17 protein-coding genes and 2 pseudogenes are annotated in these 17,134 nt (G+C 38.7%); 14 read left to right on the top strand and 5 right to left on the bottom strand.

Features of this window, described 5'->3' with window-relative positions:
• Both M1K46_RS11915 and M1K46_RS25635 read right to left on the bottom strand, forming a co-directional pair.
• Window positions 1–556 (bottom strand): annotated as a pseudogene (locus tag M1K46_RS11915) (tyrosine-type recombinase/integrase); the annotation flags it as partial.
• A 744-nt stretch (window positions 557–1,300) separates the two neighbouring features.
• Complete coding sequence (locus M1K46_RS25635) at window positions 1,301–1,570, bottom strand: WGxxGxxG family protein (protein WP_305584955.1); 270 nt, start codon at window positions 1,568–1,570, stop codon at window positions 1,301–1,303.
• Between the two features lie 213 nt (window positions 1,571–1,783).
• Between M1K46_RS25635 and M1K46_RS11905 the strand changes: the two genes are divergently transcribed.
• Both M1K46_RS11905 and M1K46_RS11900 read left to right on the top strand, forming a co-directional pair.
• Complete coding sequence (locus M1K46_RS11905) at window positions 1,784–2,302, top strand: DUF3231 family protein (protein ID WP_256226154.1); 519 nt, start codon at window positions 1,784–1,786, stop codon at window positions 2,300–2,302.
• 933 nt (window positions 2,303–3,235) lie between these two features.
• The gene (locus M1K46_RS11900; RefSeq protein WP_061972838.1) at window positions 3,236–3,427 is read left to right on the top strand and encodes a YbxH family protein; all 192 of its coding nucleotides are present in this window, start codon (window positions 3,236–3,238) and stop codon (window positions 3,425–3,427) included.
• Between the two features lie 589 nt (window positions 3,428–4,016).
• Here M1K46_RS11900 and M1K46_RS11895 read toward each other — a convergent pair.
• The gene (locus M1K46_RS11895) at window positions 4,017–4,166 is read right to left on the bottom strand and encodes a hypothetical protein (protein WP_256226137.1); all 150 of its coding nucleotides are present in this window, start codon (window positions 4,164–4,166) and stop codon (window positions 4,017–4,019) included.
• A 190-nt stretch (window positions 4,167–4,356) separates the two neighbouring features.
• On the opposite strand from M1K46_RS11895, the gene M1K46_RS11890 reads away from it, so the two are divergent.
• Window positions 4,357–4,575, top strand: a complete 219-nt coding sequence (locus M1K46_RS11890; RefSeq protein WP_061972841.1) for a hypothetical protein — start codon at window positions 4,357–4,359, stop codon at window positions 4,573–4,575.
• Between the two features lie 195 nt (window positions 4,576–4,770).
• Window positions 4,771–5,929, top strand: a pseudogene (locus tag M1K46_RS11885) (IS3 family transposase).
• A 420-nt stretch (window positions 5,930–6,349) separates the two neighbouring features.
• On the opposite strand, the gene M1K46_RS11880 reads toward M1K46_RS11885, so the two are convergent.
• Window positions 6,350–7,135, bottom strand: a complete 786-nt coding sequence (locus tag M1K46_RS11880; protein ID WP_256226136.1) for an ImmA/IrrE family metallo-endopeptidase — start codon at window positions 7,133–7,135, stop codon at window positions 6,350–6,352.
• Window positions 7,098–7,505: a helix-turn-helix domain-containing protein gene (locus M1K46_RS11875; RefSeq protein WP_256226135.1), complete on the bottom strand. Its 408-nt coding sequence runs from the start codon at window positions 7,503–7,505 to the stop codon at window positions 7,098–7,100. The genes M1K46_RS11880 and M1K46_RS11875 overlap by 38 nt, the downstream gene beginning before the upstream one ends.
• 168 nt (window positions 7,506–7,673) lie before the next feature.
• Between M1K46_RS11875 and M1K46_RS11870 the strand changes: the two genes are divergently transcribed.
• From M1K46_RS11870 to M1K46_RS11825, 10 genes are all read left to right on the top strand, one after another.
• Window positions 7,674–7,901: a helix-turn-helix domain-containing protein gene (locus tag M1K46_RS11870; RefSeq protein ID WP_256226134.1), complete on the top strand. Its 228-nt coding sequence runs from the start codon at window positions 7,674–7,676 to the stop codon at window positions 7,899–7,901.
• 25 nt (window positions 7,902–7,926) lie between these two features.
• A complete protein-coding gene (locus M1K46_RS11865) occupies window positions 7,927–8,085 on the top strand; it encodes a hypothetical protein (protein ID WP_256226133.1) in 159 nt (52 codons plus the stop codon).
• A gap of 127 nt (window positions 8,086–8,212) precedes the next feature.
• Window positions 8,213–9,097, top strand: a complete 885-nt coding sequence (locus M1K46_RS11860; RefSeq protein WP_256226132.1) for a phage replisome organizer N-terminal domain-containing protein — start codon at window positions 8,213–8,215, stop codon at window positions 9,095–9,097.
• On the top strand, window positions 8,997–9,911 hold the full coding sequence (locus M1K46_RS11855; RefSeq protein WP_256226131.1) for an ATP-binding protein: 915 nt from the start codon (window positions 8,997–8,999) through the stop codon (window positions 9,909–9,911). Before M1K46_RS11860 ends, M1K46_RS11855 begins: the two co-directional genes overlap by 101 nt.
• Window positions 9,912–10,457: 546 nt before the next feature.
• Entirely contained in the window at window positions 10,458–11,162 is a 705-nt protein-coding gene (locus tag M1K46_RS11850; protein ID WP_256226130.1) for a hypothetical protein, read from the top strand.
• Window positions 11,146–13,026, top strand: coding sequence for a type IV secretory system conjugative DNA transfer family protein (locus tag M1K46_RS11845; RefSeq protein ID WP_256226129.1), 1,881 nt, complete (start codon window positions 11,146–11,148; stop codon window positions 13,024–13,026). Before M1K46_RS11850 ends, M1K46_RS11845 begins: the two co-directional genes overlap by 17 nt.
• 17 nt (window positions 13,027–13,043) lie before the next feature.
• Window positions 13,044–14,009, top strand: coding sequence for a conjugal transfer protein (locus tag M1K46_RS11840; protein ID WP_256226127.1), 966 nt, complete (start codon window positions 13,044–13,046; stop codon window positions 14,007–14,009).
• Between the two features lie 11 nt (window positions 14,010–14,020).
• Window positions 14,021–14,242 carry a hypothetical protein gene (locus tag M1K46_RS11835; protein WP_256226126.1) on the top strand — a complete coding sequence of 74 codons (222 nt, stop codon included), beginning with the start codon at window positions 14,021–14,023 and terminating at the stop codon, window positions 14,240–14,242.
• 30 nt (window positions 14,243–14,272) lie between these two features.
• Window positions 14,273–14,689, top strand: a complete 417-nt coding sequence (locus M1K46_RS11830; protein WP_256226125.1) for a TcpE family conjugal transfer membrane protein — start codon at window positions 14,273–14,275, stop codon at window positions 14,687–14,689.
• Window positions 14,686–17,127: an ATP-binding protein gene (locus M1K46_RS11825; RefSeq protein ID WP_256226124.1), complete on the top strand. Its 2,442-nt coding sequence runs from the start codon at window positions 14,686–14,688 to the stop codon at window positions 17,125–17,127. Before M1K46_RS11830 ends, M1K46_RS11825 begins: the two co-directional genes overlap by 4 nt.
• Window positions 17,128–17,134: the final 7 nt, after the last annotated feature.

Here is a 17,134-nt window from a genome sequence, read left to right as displayed (position 1 = left end):
AGCAGGATCCCTGTCTACACGACTATCCAGGTATCGTTTTAACCAAATTTCGCAGCGGATATTAAAATAGACTTCCCGTTCCTTATCGCCTTTACCTCTTATAACAGCTGACCGGTTCGACCAATTAATTCTACCTCTATCTAGGGTAACAACTTCACCTATTCGACATCCAGTGGAAAACATGAATTCAAACAGAGCCTTTTCCATTGGGGAACAACAGGCTTCCCGTAAATGTTCAATTTCCATTTCAGTCAAAAATTTAGGAATTCGTTTCCCGGTTTTAGGTTCTTTTATTTTCGCTGCTGGGTTTTTGGGAATATGCCCTTCTTCATGAAATAAAACGAATTCGATGAGCCAAACTTGCAGGCTTGAGGTTTTCACTTGATTTTGCTAAATAAGCTTTTAATTGATCCGTAGTGATCGTATCAAGTTGAACATCAATAATAAAGCGTATAAGTAAGCCGGACTGTAGTTTATATGCTTTTAATGTTTGCGGCGAAAAGCCTTCAATACGTTTATCAGATTCATACGTTTCCCATGCTTGAGATAATAACAAGTTCATCTTTCCCTAAAAAAATCTTTTTTTCAGGAATTATTGACCTGTTTCACGAAATTGAAACGGCGGTTCGTATTAAGCTAAAGGGGCAGGATAGTGAAAGAACGAGAGGGGGGTTTTAAAGTGTACTATATATGGCTTTTCGTATCACTATTAGTTTCAGGACTACTTACCTTGCTTTTCATTCCGAAGCCATACGGTGATTTTCCCCTTTTTGGTGATATGACAACCTTGATATTCATACCAGCATATTTTGTTTTATTTAGCGTTTTTTTAAATGTTTTGTTAATGATTATTAGAAGCTAAAGCATTAAGGCGACTATAATGTTGCTATTATTACTGCTTTTAGGGGTCTCTACCGTGTTAATCTTAAGACAGAATTATAGTCAATTCACTTCATATTTTTTAACCATTATTGGTCTTATTATTGGCGTTTTTCATTTTTCTTTATCAGAGGTTTTACGAACTAGAATATAATGATTTAGTTCAACGACGGGTGCGTTAATCTGGAAGGTTAGCCGCCCTTTTCTGTTGAATTCCTTATATAACTATCGATGCAGTTTAGTTGAATAAGCAATGGCTCGAGGATCCTGTTTGTGCAGGAGTTGTTAATTCCTATTTCCTGCAATAGGGGTAAAATTTCAAATGCAATCTAAAGGTCATATATAAAAGGTGACCTTTTTAATGTTATGCCTAGATTTTTACAAATAAAAAGCTACAAGGGAATTCTTGTAGCGACTTTACTTATTTGTGTGCCTCTTCTCGATCTCTGCGTCTTAGTCCTAAAAGGCCAACTAATCCAAGTAGCCCAATCCATTCCCAGTTTGTATCATTATCGTTGTTATCGTTAACAGTAGAGACATTTCGAGTAGCTGGAGTGCGATCGTTGTAATTATTGTTTGTGATTCTGTCTCCGCGATCCATCATGTCCGTCCCACGTTCAGCAAATGCTGGCATGGAAAATGTAAAAATGGAAATTGAAATTGCACATACCAAAGCAGTTATCTTATTCATCAAATCATCCTCCCTCCTTTCAAACATCTATAATTTTTCCTAAAAGGTAAGATTTATTCCTAAAGCAAGGATAAATTTTTACCTTTTGTATTAATAACATTTTCACGGATTTCTTTTAGCGTTTTGGACATTCTATACATCGTGGCCGAATTACCAAGAGAGAGGTGGTCCACATTGAATAAATCGAATTTATTACAAATGGGGAGGACGATTATGGGAATCTTAAGCGGAAATCCACAGAATGAGCCAATGCATTATGGGGAAATCTTCGGCATGTGGAGTTACCTTGCCGGAAATAAGGGTTATGTTGCAGGATATGAAACGTTAATCAATCATACTGGAGACGGGGACTTAAAAAAATTCCTGGAAGACTCTGTTCAAGCCATGAAACAAGAAATCGAACAGGTCGAAAAGGCTCTAAAAGCCAATGGAATTGGTTTACCGCCAGCACCTCCTGAACGTCCAACAGCTTCTTTAGAAAGCATTCCTGCAGGAGCCCGTTTTAGCGATCCAGAAATTGCAGCGTCAGTTGCAAAAGATGGAGCAGCAGGTTTAGTCGCTTGCAGCCAAATTATGGGGCAGTCTATCAGGGAAGATATCGGAGCCATGTTTGGGCAGTTCCACATGAATAAAGCACAGTTTGGCGTTCGCCTCTTGAGGATGATGAAAGAAAAAGGATGGTTGGTTCCTCCTCCCCTTCACATGGAAATACCTGAGGCTATTCACGCATAACGATCAAAAGAGAGATGCCAGTCCGATTTTATAATCGACTCTGGCATCTTTTTCTTAATATTATTATTTAAGTAGGGGCACTTAGGAATTAATTGATAAATGCGAGATTGTGAAGGAATGACTAAACTATCGAGTGCTTATGTTAAAAATGGGATGGCTGCGGTGATCCCGTTTTTTCATTGTGCTAACTGGGCAGGATAGTTGAACAAGAAAGACGAATATTATTATCTGAAAATGCACTTTTAAGGTGTAATTTTGTGAATATATATATATTCTTGTAAAAGAAATGATTGATGAATGGAACCCAATAGGCTTGCTTAGTTTGGGATGCCAGATAATACTGTACATTAAGCCAGTTAGTAATCCAGATTTTGGAGGAACTCCATTTACAAAATTAAACTGCCATACTCCAGTAGAATTCAAGAGCATGGCAGCCTAGGTGTTTTTTTCTGTCCCAATTAGCTAGGTGAGGATCGGCACTTGCATATTTAAAGCGACACCTGTAGGCGTGCGGTAAAAGCCTACAACAGACGTAAGTATACGCCTTTCGTTGTGTTCAACAAAAGATGGAATTGACAACCAGACGAGAATGGCTGATTTTCTTTGTATTTAGATGATAATTTCAGTAATGCATTGTTGGGAATTTCACCATATCAAGCATTTTATTGCCGTGCACTTCTCTCACAAAGATATCGAGACGCTTTCAGTTTGGCTAATTCCATGTAGTGGACAGATAGCCCCAAAATCGGCGGATGATACCTTTTATTATTCGAATGATAACTTAGGCCGGGCTATTTGTAGGTCTATAGCACGTTCTTGCATTTATTTTACTAGATTGAAAAGAAAAATATGAATTATAAGATTGTTAACAGCAGATTTGTGAAATATTAATTGTAGTGTTTATATATTTGGTTAAGGAGGGTGTTTGGGCCAATGGGTGCTGTGGAACGAAATGGTTTTCGGTTTGAACCAGAATATAGTGTAATCAACCAAAATGGCGCGATTCATGTATATAACAAAGGAGAGTTTTTGGAAGAAATAAAATTTTCTTTTTCAGGAAAATTTCCGGACCTTGATCAAATTGAAAAGTTAATTGACACCTACTGTAATCAGCGAGGCATTTGATTTTTTTGAGGGTAAATGGAAAAATGTTTCGTTTTACTTTAATAAGGAGTAAGGCTTTTCAATTGAACTAACGGTGCGTTACTTGAAGATCCGGCTGCCAAACCTGGCAGCTTTTTCCTATTGAACTATAGGGGCAGGTTAGTTTAAGAATGGTGTCTGTTTTTCTTCAACGGTCGGGTGCGTTTATTGATCATCAAAAATCTGTTTTTTCATTGTTTCAAGAGATAAATCAGGGCATTCGAGACGTGACCAACACCTATTACACCACGATGGACAATGTCAATCGGTACTGTCATTTAACCAAAAAAATAATCCACCCTCGAGTTAACGGCTCCGGTGGATTATTTCTACCTTAACGTCGATCCCCCTTTCAGGGAACCTACTATTGTATGGCCGTTGGTGTTCGCAGCACCAGCGGTCTTTTTTAATATATGTCATTATTTATTATTATTCCCGCGAACGTTAAAAGAAAACAAGCTATAGATCCCAAAATTATTTAAATTCCTTCTTTGTAGCCCTTTGTGTAACCGTTTGCTCATTTAGTATCTTTATTTTTGTAACCGCCAAATCTGAAACTATGGAGCGATTGTTATTCGTGATTGTCTGCTGTTTTTGATTCTGGGTTAGATCTGTCAATTGACTCAGTATATTTTTCTTTATTACCAGGTTGATTTTCATCCGTTCGTGTATTCCATATACTATATTTGAGTGTATTTGGAACATCTTTGTTTTTTGCCATTATGAACACACCTCCGTTTAATATAGTTTCAAAAAAAATAAAAACTATACTTCAATAAAGTTGTTTTATTTGTTTTGTTCATACTCTAATCATTATATGAAAAGGGAGCATAATTTGAGTCGAAACCATTTTATTTCTTACATACCGTACTAATGGTTGGTTACATTAACAACAAGCGGAGGTGAAGAAAATGGCAGACAAAAAAGATAAAATTCAGGAAAACGTACGAACACAGCTTGGTGGCATGGGCCTATATGGCACAACAAGCAATGAGGAAGTAGCAGGATACCGGGCATCGGGAGATATTGAAAATGCCGGTCAGCTCGATAAGGGGTTTCAAAAAGAACCGGGTAATGAGGGTGAAACTGCGTCTTTCTCTACTAAACAGCAAAGGGAAAATGAGTTATAAGGTAACTCGCTTTCTAATTGCTATTCGGTGCGTTTCACTGCATGCATTAGGGTATATATAAATGTCCTTCTTTCTTGTATAGCATAAAAAAAGACCTAGCAGTTAATAGAGTGACCTAATTAAATGAGACAAAGGAAAAAACACCCCCATGGTCGTAAATACAATTATCGACAAAGTGGAGGTGTTTTTCTTATGGTGAGAAAAAAGAAGGTCTATTCAGAAGAGCTAAAAAGAGAAGTGATTCGTCTAAAATTAACAGGAGAGTATTCCAACAAGGAACTGATGAATCAATTTGGGTTTAAGAATCGTACGCAAATTAAAACGTGGATGAAGTGGTTTCGAGATGGGGAGGAACAACGGTTAGCCCAACCTATAGGAAAACAATATACCTTTGGGAAAGGACCGGAAGATGTAAGTGAGCTTGAACATCTTAAAAGAAAAGTAGCGATTTACGAGATGAGAGAAGAACTATTGGGAAAGTATCAGGAGATCGAAAGGAAGTGGTTCCAGAAGTATTCGTCGAATTAGTGGATTTGTTTAAAGAAAAGTACACCGTTGCCATGATTTGCGAAGGATTAAATGTTCCAAGATCCCCGTACTATCGCTGGAAAAACAAATCCTGGGATCTCACTCCGTTAGAACAACAGATCCTAGTCCTGTGTAAAGCATTCAAATACCGGATTGGGCACCGAATGGTGCGAGACCTTCTCTACAAAGACCATCAGATGAAAGTTCATCGAAATACGGTGCAGAAGATCATGCAGAAATTTAACATTCAATGCCGGGTAAAACCAAAGAGAACCTCCTATACGGCTGGAGAAAGCAAATTTATCGTCTCCAATCTTCTGGAGCGAAACTTTTCAGCAGAGAAGCCGAATCAGAAATGGGTCACAGATATCACGTATTTGCCTTATGGAGAAAGATGTTATATTTATCGACCATCATGGACTTGTATAACAACGAAATACTGGCCTATCGAATCAGTGATAAACAAGATACCTCGCTCGTCACTCAAACCCTGGAAGACGCCTGCAGAGGACGAGAAACATACGAGGTGATCTTGCATAGTGACCAAGGAGCTCAATATACTTCCTATGCTTTTCAGGAAAAGGCAAAAGAAAAAGGCATCATCACAAGCATGTCCCGGAAAGGCAATTGCTTGGATAATGCCGTCATCGAATCCTTCCATTCCTCGCTAAAGTCGGAAGAATTCAGCAGCCCGTTAAGACCGCGTCTTACAAGTTCCATTGTACAAGAAAAAGTGCAAGATTACATGTATTATTATAATTACAATCGACCATTTACAAAATTAAACTGCCATACACCAGTAGAATTCAGGAGCATGGCAGCCTAGGTGTTTTTTTCTGTCCCAATTAGCTAGGTCAGTTCATCCTTAGGGGTGTTTTTTTATTGTCTGCATAGAGATTGGGATATTAGGAGCACATATCGGGACATAAACGCGAAGAGCACCGCAAACCCTCTCTGTTAATAAAAAGGAATGTTATAAAGGGTGGTGGAAACCAATGCAAGTAACCTGTAGCAAGTGCCCAAAATAATTCAACATTGCCCTGATCGAGAAGGACCACAGCAACGGAGTTATTGAAATCTTCTTTCTTTTTCCGAATTGCTCTGAACATTAACCACCTTGCTGTCTCTTTTATCGTTGTATGCTGCTTCTAAAGATGAGGAGAAAGGGGTAGGGAGTTCCAGCTACTCAAACCAAATTGAGAAATTAAAAAGAGCTGCATTTACAGCTCTTCAGATTTCATACCAATTAACCATCTCTTGTCATACCAAGTATTGTATTTTCACCACAATATTCACAAAAATAAGCATCTGGAACATTATCTTTATTACAAGTATTATCCGTACATTTATTATATAAATAATATCCGCACTTCTTACAATAGGTAGCATAAAGAGAGAAATCAGAGTTGGTGCAGCCAGGACATTGTTCTAATCTCAAAATTTCATGTTGATTATTTGTCTTATCTGGCTCACTGATTTTTAGTTTATTTTTTGTATCAAGCAATTCATATATTTCATCTTTTGATTTTATTTCAAGTTCATCTAATCGATTTATAATTGCAGTCCATGAGACATTAAATTCTGCAGTTAACCTGCCAATCTGCCGAGGAGTAATAGGGTGAACAATTTTTTCTTTCACCATTAATTCCGGCATAAGCAACTCTCGAGCAAAGACATCTGCTTCGCGTTCAATTATTTTTCGTTGACTGTCTGTTAGTTCAGTATCATTTATGTATGCTGCATGGTTCAATGCAATATGTCCTAACTCGTGTGCATAAGTCCAGTTGATACGGCCCTTAACATGCTCAGTATTGATAACAATACCATACTCGTCCTTCTTCTTATTATAAACGACGAAAGCATCCTCAATTTCGTTTGATTCCTGTATTTTAATATTTTTGACCTGTTGAATAATTTCTTTTGCATCAATCGGTGGGGATTCAATTTGTTTAATTTCTAAATAGTCCTGGACTTTTTTCTTCACCTGTTTAATTCTAATGTGGTTCGGAATGGTCTCCACCATTTTTTCCATTTGTTTGCTCTTCCTCCTCGTCATCTAAAAATAGATCTTCGATTAGTCTAAGCATCTTTTGTTTCTCTTTGGTAGTTAGCTTTTTGTTTGCTCTGCGTAGGACGTTATAAGCTTCTGGCCAGTCCTCAAAATCATCCTTTTTTGTCGCAGATTCTTTAAGTGGTATGGCGTCTGTATGACCTAATAGATAATCTGAAGAGACGTCAAATGCTTTAGCAAACTTCGTAATGAGGTCATCTTCTACACTTCTTTTCCCTGCTTCAATTCGCGATAGTACACTATTATTTATCCCGATCTTTTTAGAAAGGGTTAACTGTGACCAGTTGTTCTGTTCTCTTAATGATTTAATCCTATAACCAATTAAAGTCATGTCATCACCAGCTTCTTTTACTATTCACACTGTATTTTATCATGTTTCAATAATAGAAAAATATTTTTGCTGAAATAGCAAAATAAGTATTGAATTTTCTGTTTTAGCAAAGTATACTCTAGTTAAGGGTTTGCTGAATCAGCAAAAATTATACAAAGGAGGGTGAATTTGAAATCAATTGATTTAGCATTCATCAAAGCTAGGCGTATTGAGCAAAAAATAACCATGCAGCATATGGCAGTCATCTTAGGGTTTAAGAATGCATCAACCTACATGAAATATGAGAAAGGAGATTATTATCTAAAAGCTGTTCACTTGCCCTTAATCGCCAAAGAATTACATTGTGACTTAGCCAGCCTTTTTTTTGAAAACAACTTTGCTAAATCAGCAAAGTGAAAATTCTTTAAAGGATGTGTTTTAAATGCCCAACACGGTAAAGGAATTTAAAACAAGCATCATTAAAGGGCCGTTAGCAAAAAATGAAACGTTACAATCCTCGGCCTGGGCGTTCATGGCAGATATTGTGAAAAACCACTTAAAAGAAAAGGGATTACATCATATTAAAAAGCGCAGCAGCTAATCAAAACTTTAAGGGTTAACTAAATTTTGTCATAAAATTCTAAAAAAAGCAAAGGGTCCTATAGAAACTGTTTTATTTAGATTTTCTGAGAGAATTTATTCGTCACTCTAAGAAAGGAGTGGTCAAATTGGCAGAAGTAAAATGGATCAAGTTAAGCACTCAAATGTTTGAAGATGAAAAAATCAGATTGATTGAGAGCATGCCTGAATCTGATATGCTGCTGATTATTTGGATAAAACTTTTATCACAGGCTGGGAAGACAAACGCCAATGGCTATATTTATTTACACGAAAATATCCCTTACACTGATGAGATGTTAGCAACGATATTTAATCGGCCACTAAATATCGTTCGGCTAGCTCTAAAAACGTTTGAAGACTTTGGAATGATTGAGATCAGCGATGATCATTACATTGCGATCAGTAACTGGGAGAAACACCAAAACGTTGAAGGGCTTGATAAGATCCGCCAGCAGACCAGGGATAGAGTAGCCAAATATCGCGAGAAGAAAAGGCTACAAGCTGGTAACGATACAGGTAACGTTACACTAACGCAAGGTAACGGAACAGATATAGAAGTAGAAATAGATAAAGATATAGATATAGAAAAAGAATTAGATATAAAGAAAGACATCAAAAATTATAACTCGCAAAGTTCTAAAGTTCATGAATACTTTCATTCAAAAATTGGCAAGGTGAATGGCCAAACCCAGAAAGAATTAAAAGTATGGATAGAGATACTGAACGAAGAGCTGGTAATGGAGGCATTGAAACGCTCGGTTGCAGTGAAAAAAGCATCTTGGTCCTATGCTAGAGGTATTCTGACGCAGTGGGTAAAAAGCTACGTTCAGAATCTATCGGATGTGAAACTACTGGATAACGATTTCGCTAAGAAGCGTAAGGAGGGTGAACATGGAAAGCCGTCTGAGCAACATTATCGAAACACTTCGCCAGAAGCATTTACAATCACCGGTGGCCAAATTGGAAGGGTTGGAAGAGGAAGACAAGCCTAACTGCCCCATCTGCAAAGACAAGGAAATTATCATCTATCGTGTACACAAAGATACAGAATGGCATTGGAATGAGACGCTGCAATCGTGTGTGCCTGCCAGTAGAGTTCCAGAAATTGATTACCATCTGGGAAAAGTCTGTTCGCCTGGAGAAGCCTGGGAATGGCATGACAGTTACTCAGAAAGGTGCAGCTGTGTGAAACAAAAAAGCATTCAGAACCTGTTGCAGTCTTCTGAGATCACGGAGGAGTTTAGGAAACATGAATTTAATAGCTTTGTCACAGAAGGAAAGGATCAAGTGATCAAGGACGCCTATCAATGTGCTCAAGAATACATCCTGGACTTTAGCGATATTCGAAGAAGCAGAACCAACAGTATTGCATTACTGGGGCAACCCGGCAGTGGGAAAACCCATCTGCTTACAGCCATAGCCAATCACTTAATGGTGAACAAGCAAGTGTCGGTTCTGTACTTTCCGTACGTTGAAGGTTTTGATGATCTAAAAGATGATTTTGAGAAACTAGAAGACAAGATGGATCGGATGAAAAAGGTGGACGTGCTCTTTATCGATGATCTCTTCAAACCTGTCGGGAGAAGCAGACGGCCTCGAGCCACTGAATGGCAAATTGAAAAAATGTATGCCCTTATCAACTACCGATACTTGAATCATCTTCCTATCTTAATTTCTTCTGAGTTAACGGTAGATGAATTAGAGGTTGTGGATGAAGCCTTAGGGACTCGAATCTATGAAATGTGTAAACACTATATGGTACTTATTCAGGGAGAAAAGAAGAGGTTAAACCAAAGGCTAAGTTAGGAAACAAATGTGTGTATTTCTAGTTTTTAATATACAAATGACATGGCTTACAGTTCTTCACAGGTAAAAATTTTTAAAACTATTATTAGGATCTAGAAAGAAAATGAGTGTTAAAAAAGGGTTTAAAATGCTTTAAAGCAGAAAAGAAAATAATTTAAAGGGTGTGACCGCCCGCATCGGTTATCCCTAAAGGAGTTTCCACCTTGTTTTTCCAGGCTATCGCCGTGGAAATCCCGTGACCTCACACCACCAACATCATGTGTTGTGAGGTCACGGGAGCACAAGGTGGAAAAGAGGACAGAAAAGAAATGCGGGCGAATGCCATTGTTGTGAAATATTGGTTATGATATTATGCCAGTATAGTTTGTTAGTTAAATGGAATTTTAATTTTATTAGGATGTAAGAGGTAAGGTGAAGGTAGGTCAAGGGTGAAGTTCAAGTGCTGGGATGTAGGAATACTAGTTGTTACTCAAGGAAGAAGAATTCGTTTAGTTTATTAGCTTAGTTTAGTAAATGAAGGGAGGATTTTTGAAGGAGGGAATGAGGATGAATTTGCTAGCCCAAAAGCAAGAAGAGGTACTACAGGTAATTAATCGGTTCGGGGTTATAACGTCAACTCAATTATCTGAATTTTTAAAAGGTTCTATCTCTCATGTTACGGTCTACCAGACGAAGCGCAAACTATTATCCTTAGGTTTTTTGACGGAAGAAAAAATTGGTTATCATTTGATTCTAGCCATGAGGCCGAGTGGGGTTGATTATCTAGGCAGTTCATTGACTCCATTCACAAAGTTTAATTACTCTTTATTGAAGCATCAGCTGATCATGAACAATAGTATACTCGCATTAAAACAAATTACAGAAAGAGCAAACCGGCTTTTTGAGTTTATCACGGAGCGTGAATTGCGCAGCGACTACATCCGTCAGAACTTTACGAAGGCGGATAAGCGAAACACCACGCTGTTAAAACGAATCTCAGACCGAATTCCGGATTTTGTGGTAGTGGAACAGGGGGGCAAAATTGCCTGTGAAGTAGAACTCACACGAAAATCTTCAAAGCGATATCTTGAAAAAATGGAGCGCTATCGGGAAGAGATTCTCAATGGTAAATATCAACAGGTACGGTATCTATGTGATAACGAAACGATTCGCGACACTGTCATAACACATGCTCACCAGGCTGGAATCGACAGCAGTATGCTGCAGCTAGAGCTTGTTGGGAGGTTGTTGCAATTTGCCGAAAAGCAATGAGGATCTAGGAAAAGAATTTGGCTTTGGTTTTGGAATGTTAGCGGGTGTATTTGCCTTCTTTCCAATCTTTGTTTTTTCTATACCGTTTTATATTTTTTTTCGTACTTTAAAACGAAGCAACGTTCATGTGTTATTCGCTGTATTAGGATTCATCTGTTTCTGCTTTTTACTTTATCTTGACCCTGGGAGTTATTTAGGATTGTATTCAATTCTCCCATTTGACCTGCAATGGATGAAGAACATAGTGGAACAGCCTATGGAGTTAAGCTTTGTATCTCTAATGATGTATGGCTCCGGTGGCTTAGTTGTATCCTTTGGTTGGTCAATTTTAACGGATTATTATCGAGCAAAGCGCGTGAAGTCATTGGAAGAAAGCAGGGATGCATTTAAGGAGTCTTCACTCTTTCAAAAAGTAAAGAAGAAACGCTATTTGATTACGGCCAAAGAACAGAAAAAATGGAGAAATCAGAAACAGCATGAAAAATTACTGCTGGGAATTACGGAAGATGGAAAACCCTACTACATGGATTTTCATGAAGTGAACCAGCATATGTTTGTTCCTGCCACAACTGGTGGTGGAAAGACGATCCTGCTATTAAATTTTGTGGAGTATGCACTTATGAAAGATTTGCCTTTTCTCTTTATTGATGGAAAAGGTTCAGCGGAAAGCATCAATGAAGTTGAATCTTTATGTAGACGCTACGGAAAAGAATTAAAGGTCTTTTCAGATAAGGGGCAGTTCACATACAATCCGTTGAAATACGGTGGCCCAACGGTCATTAAAGACAAATTGGAGCAACTCATCGAAACGGAGAGCGATTACTATTCGGCCATCTCCACGTCACTAGTCCAGGCGCTCATTCAGTTCATTGATGATTATGGCTTTACTCGTGATTTATGGACGTTTGCCAAGTATCTTGATCCTGAGGAAATCCTTACTGTCCTCAATCAAGACGTGGTTGATGTACATGAAAAACAAGAGGAGGAACCTGTCACGGCTGCATCCTCATACTCTTCGTTTCTACCAGATGAAACGAAGGTGGAAGTAAAACCTAAAAAAACAAAAAAGAAACAGGTGCGCAGCAACAAGGCGGAGAAGCATTATGACCGATTGTTTAAACGATACCGGCATGAAGAGGAGGGCGAAAACTATTTATTTACCAATGCGTCCTCGGTCCGGACACAAATCTTCCTCCTATTAGACAGTGAACTAGGACATCTTTTTGAGGAGAAGGAGGACAGTCTTGATTTACTTTCCATCAGCGAACAAAAAGAAGCACTCTTTGTCAGTTTTGATGGATTAATCTACGACAAATTTATTAAAGTCATGGCTCGATTCTTAATCTTAGATATCAACTATCTGGTCTCTTACCGTAATCGTAATCAGCTCAAAGATGAACCAATGCTCGCTATCTATGATGAATTTTCAGTGTATGCCAATGACAAGATCGTAGACACAGTCAATAAATCGCGTTCTGCAGGGTTTCATTGTATTATCGCCACACAGACCTTAGCGGATCTTGAGAAAAATGATCCGTATCTTGGCAGACAGGTTGTGGGGAACACGAATACGTACGCCATTGGACAGACCAACAATCCAGATGAAGTGGAATCCTGGGCAAGTACTCTCGGTACGTACAAAGATATTGATCTAACCGTTACAACAGAAAAACAAGAAGGCCGTTTAAAACGTGTTGACTTGAAAGCCGACAAAGGCACACTGCGCCATGTACAAAAGTTTAAAATCTCCCCAGATGAAATTAGGGATCTTCGCCAGGGCCAATTCATTTTTGCCCGGAAAGCAGCAAAAGAAGTGGTTCACCCAGAAATCATTTATGTCCGACATCCATTGGCTAACGATTGAAGGGAGTGAAACAATCTATGCTATTTTCTAAACGAACAGATACCACCCCAAAACAGAAACGACAACTCTCTTACTCCAGGACAACAGCCACAAAAACGGCATCCATCCTATTCTTTTCCGTCATCTCTCTATCCTTGTTATTCAACATCATATTTATTACAAAGTACCAAACCATTCGAAACGCTGTAAAAGCTTCCGAACAAAATGTCCATCTTCAATTGAATCAAGTCGAAAACGCCAACTTGTTACACTCTGATTCTATCGCGGTATTCACTGAAGATTTTCTTCGAACCTATCTTACGGTTCCAAAAGATGATGAAGATCGTCAGTTGCGCATCGAGGAACTATCCCACTACTTTGTATCGGGATTTGATACGAAAAGGATATCAGAACTCGGAGACTTCAAGGGAGAGAGGAATGTAACTGGATTGAAGTATGTGGAGACTCAACATCTTAGCAACACAGAAGCCAAAGTTCGTTTTCGTGCTCAATATGAAATCTCGGAAATGATTCCAGGTAATGCAAAAAAGAAAGTGAAACCTGTTCCGCAAACCACCAAGCATAATGTTGACATTGTGGTCCCAGTCACGAGCAACGGGAAGGGTTTCGCTGTATATAAGAGTCCGAATATTACTCAACAGGATCTAACAACGACCATGTCTTATGAAGAAAAAACGCCGAAAGGGGAGGAGGTTACATCAGCTGATCGGAAACTTCTTGAAACCTTTTTATCTGATTTCTTTACTTCTTATGGCGTAGGGGATGAAAAGCTCCCGTTTATGGCAGAAGTCACACGAGGATTACACTATCAACTTCTCCAAGGTGTTGAAGTCAGACAAGCAGTAAAAGATGATTCGGGTGATTACACGGTTTTTGCAGATGTTCACTATCAAAATAAAGAAACGGACATGAATGACCTTTACTCCTACGAGCTGAAACTTGAAAAAGAAAACAATAAGTTCTTCATTACTCATATTGAATAGGGGGGATTGGCATGAACTTTAATCTTCAGGAAGTCACACAAAATTTGATTTCCCAGATTGGTTTTCTGATTTTACTCATTATGGTGGTTCGAGCTTTAATTGCTTACACCAGAGAGGACTGGGGACAGTTCTGGTCTGGGCTGACACTGGGGTTATGCTGCCTGATCGTTGTCTTTTTCGGTCCGCAATTACAGGATCTAGCCAAGGGACTGGGGAATGCCATGTTTAACTAGTCTCAATCGTCCAAGAGGAGGGAGAGAGCGATGAAGGGAGAGAATTTTACACCGGAGTATAAGTATCCGATCAAAATATATCGTATCCGTTCGGTGGAATTTGCGAATGGACTTGAAGTGAGGAAGATGATCTTTTCGATCATACTAGCAGCCGTTCTCTTATTATCTTTCGTACTCATCGGAATAAAAAGCGATACTAATCTTTTTCGGTTCTTTCTTAAAAACTGGCTCATCCTTCTCACGGTCATACCGGGATTGATCACCTTTATTGTGTTTAATTTAAAATATGACCATAAGGGGGTCCTTCCTTACTCCAGAGATCGAATACATTTTTACAGATGCAAGAATAAATCGTATGAACATTTCATGGAAGTGGCCAGTCATCAACTTCATAAGGATCTCGTGTTTGAGCCATTTGTTATTCAGAAGGAGAGTGAAGGTGATTGAACGCAAAGCTGGAGTTTCCTATTGCCTTTCGTCATAAAAATATGGTGTTTAATAAACGAAAGCAAGTATGGGCTTTTTATCGTTTGGATGAGGAATATATTCGGCTCAATAGTGAGGCGGATTTTGGACGGTATATCGAAAATACGGCTGCCTTTTTATCGAATGAAGAATACGACTATCATATTCTGATTCTTCCAAAACGCTTTGACTTTGACACATTTACAGAAGTGGTCAATCAACACATTGTTCAAGGAGAGTTTTCTGATATTGGTCGAACGTATTTCAATCGCGCTTCACAGGTTTTACAGGAAGAAATATTTTTACATGAGTATTCGGTATATGTGGGAGTTCACTTAAACCAAGCCGACCAAACGGTTACTTCAAATGTTGGAGAGCTGATTTCGCTCTTTTTGAAGCGGGTCAAAGAAGATGTCTCGAAACTGATGACGCTTCAAATACAGGTTGAAGATGACTTGACGTACTATGAAGAGCTAGAAAGATCATTTAGTTTAAAAGTCTCCAATTATAAGCACGTTCAAAAAGTGAATGAAGAAGAACTGGATAAACTTATTTATTACATGTTTCATCGAACCAGTGATTTGTTTGCCATTCCAGATGGTTCTTACAATCTAACCGAAGGGATTATAAAAAATGAATATGGGTATTTAACGGTAACTCATGAAAAACAAAAAGAATATATGGCTTTTTTACCGTTTGCCAGCATGCCTGCTTCTATCGAAGGATATCGTTTCATTCAAGATATCTTAGAAAACGTGTCCTTTCCTGTGGAAATTCAGATTCGTTATCATTTTAAGGAAAATGGAGTTAACGTACGAAAGGTACGTAAATTAAAGCGGCGTTTTACCAACTTTGACCGAGAGATCCAATCCACTCATACAGCCGATGATGACAAAATTGTCGAGATGGCCTCCGAACGGTTGACTTCGCTGCTCGATGATGTGAAGGCCAATAAGCGCCAGCTTTTGTTTATGACATTTACACTGGTGATTTCGGATCATACAAAGGAAGGCCTAAACGATAAGTATGAAGCTCTTCGCACCTTATTTAAAAATACCGGTTTTGAAATTGTTAAACCGTTAGTAGACCAACTCACTCTTTTTGCTCAAGCTCTTCCAGCTTCATACCAGGATTACTCTTACTTTGAACAAGTAGTAGATGAATCGTATTTGGCACAAACAGGAATGAATTTAAACAATCGGGTAGGAAACCGTTTTGGGATGGTATTAGGAAAAGTTATTACCGGCAAGAAACTGTCCAATGTAGAGCAAGCACGTGAGATAAATAACAACGTCGTCATCTTTAATCCGTTATTGACTAAGAAGGCTATTTCAGGTGCTGATCATACCAATGGGAATATTTTAATCACGGGACCGCCAGGAAGCGGGAAGTCGATGCTCGTCAAAAATTTTTTTACCTGGAGTACATTCTTCGGATCCAAAGTGCTCTACATTGACCCCAAAAACGAATTTCAACAGTACTATCAGTTAGCTCTTGAGAAGTTTGGCGATATACCTGAATTCCGTGCTCTATATGAACGCATCAACTTTATTCATCTTTCGCAGGAAAGTGAATACCATGGAGCTCTTGATCCTCTTGTCTTCTTGAAGGGCGATCAGGCCATTCAAACCGCAATAATGATTTTGAACACACTTGCCGAAGTAAGAGGTTCACGCAATGAAAGTGTAACGATCTATGATGCCATCATTGAAGAAGTGAACCAAGCAAAACGACCTACTTTAACAGGGGTACTAGATCGGATTAAGGAACACGATCATACGTTAGGAAAGTTCATTGAAAAATACCGTTATGGGTTAGGACGAATGTTGTTTGGAAACCCGAATTCAAAAGGATTGGATTTTCAGCGACAGATTAATGTACTCGGCCTGCAAGGTTTACGGCTTCCCACTTCTGAGAATATGAATGAAGAAGAACGAATTGGATTGTGTTTAATGATGTCGATCTCCAAATATGTTCATACCTTTTCAACGAATCGGGAAGAAGAAGCGATGATCATCTTTGATGAGGCATGGACGCTTAAACGGTCAGCGAACGGTCAAAACCTTATTGATGAAATGCTGCGTACCGGTCGTTCACTCAAGACGGACATTGTTCTGGTGACCCAGGCCTATGACGATTTTAATGTAGATACTACGAAAGAACAGATCGGGATCAAGTTTTCCTTCCGACCTAAATCAGACGATTCCATTAAGCCTATCCTGCGTTTTTATGACATGGAGGAAAACTTAGCCAATATTGAAGTCGTTAGTTCCCTTAAGTCGGGTATGTGCCTTTTCCAGGATCACTTGGGGAGAAATCAAGCCATAGCGATTGATGTGTTGTTCGATGAATGGTTTGAAGCGTTTAAAACCACAGAAAAAGAATCACAAGCTGTCCAGATGGAGGAAGCGTATCACTAGTGAAAGG

It is taken from the genome of Fictibacillus sp. WQ 8-8, from assembly GCF_024494405.1.
GTDB lineage: Bacteria > Bacillota > Bacilli > Bacillales > Fictibacillaceae > Fictibacillus_C > Fictibacillus_C marinisediminis.
Note: the sequence above shows the minus strand (reverse complement) of the source record. Positions and strands in the feature narration are given on the sequence as shown.

Excerpts from the sequence above, each read along its gene's own strand:
- M1K46_RS11875 (WP_256226135.1), bottom strand. The coding sequence starts at position 7,505 with ATGACTTTAATTGGTTATAGGATTAAATCATTAAGAGAACAGAACAAC.
- M1K46_RS11895 (WP_256226137.1), bottom strand. The coding sequence starts at position 4,166 with ATGGCAAAAAACAAAGATGTTCCAAATACACTCAAATATAGTATATGG.
- M1K46_RS11855 (WP_256226131.1), top strand. The coding sequence starts at position 8,997 with ATGGAAAGCCGTCTGAGCAACATTATCGAAACACTTCGCCAGAAGCAT.
- M1K46_RS11890 (WP_061972841.1), top strand. The coding sequence starts at position 4,357 with ATGGCAGACAAAAAAGATAAAATTCAGGAAAACGTACGAACACAGCTT.
- M1K46_RS11905 (WP_256226154.1), top strand. The coding sequence starts at position 1,784 with ATGGGAATCTTAAGCGGAAATCCACAGAATGAGCCAATGCATTATGGG.
- M1K46_RS11850 (WP_256226130.1), top strand. The coding sequence starts at position 10,458 with ATGAATTTGCTAGCCCAAAAGCAAGAAGAGGTACTACAGGTAATTAAT.
- M1K46_RS25635 (WP_305584955.1), bottom strand. The coding sequence starts at position 1,570 with ATGAATAAGATAACTGCTTTGGTATGTGCAATTTCAATTTCCATTTTT.
- M1K46_RS11830 (WP_256226125.1), top strand. The coding sequence starts at position 14,273 with ATGAAGGGAGAGAATTTTACACCGGAGTATAAGTATCCGATCAAAATA.
- M1K46_RS11880 (WP_256226136.1), bottom strand. The coding sequence starts at position 7,135 with ATGGAAAAAATGGTGGAGACCATTCCGAACCACATTAGAATTAAACAG.
- M1K46_RS11835 (WP_256226126.1), top strand. The coding sequence starts at position 14,021 with ATGAACTTTAATCTTCAGGAAGTCACACAAAATTTGATTTCCCAGATT.
- M1K46_RS11840 (WP_256226127.1), top strand. The coding sequence starts at position 13,044 with ATGCTATTTTCTAAACGAACAGATACCACCCCAAAACAGAAACGACAA.
- M1K46_RS11865 (WP_256226133.1), top strand. The coding sequence starts at position 7,927 with ATGCCCAACACGGTAAAGGAATTTAAAACAAGCATCATTAAAGGGCCG.
- M1K46_RS11900 (WP_061972838.1), top strand. The coding sequence starts at position 3,236 with ATGGGTGCTGTGGAACGAAATGGTTTTCGGTTTGAACCAGAATATAGT.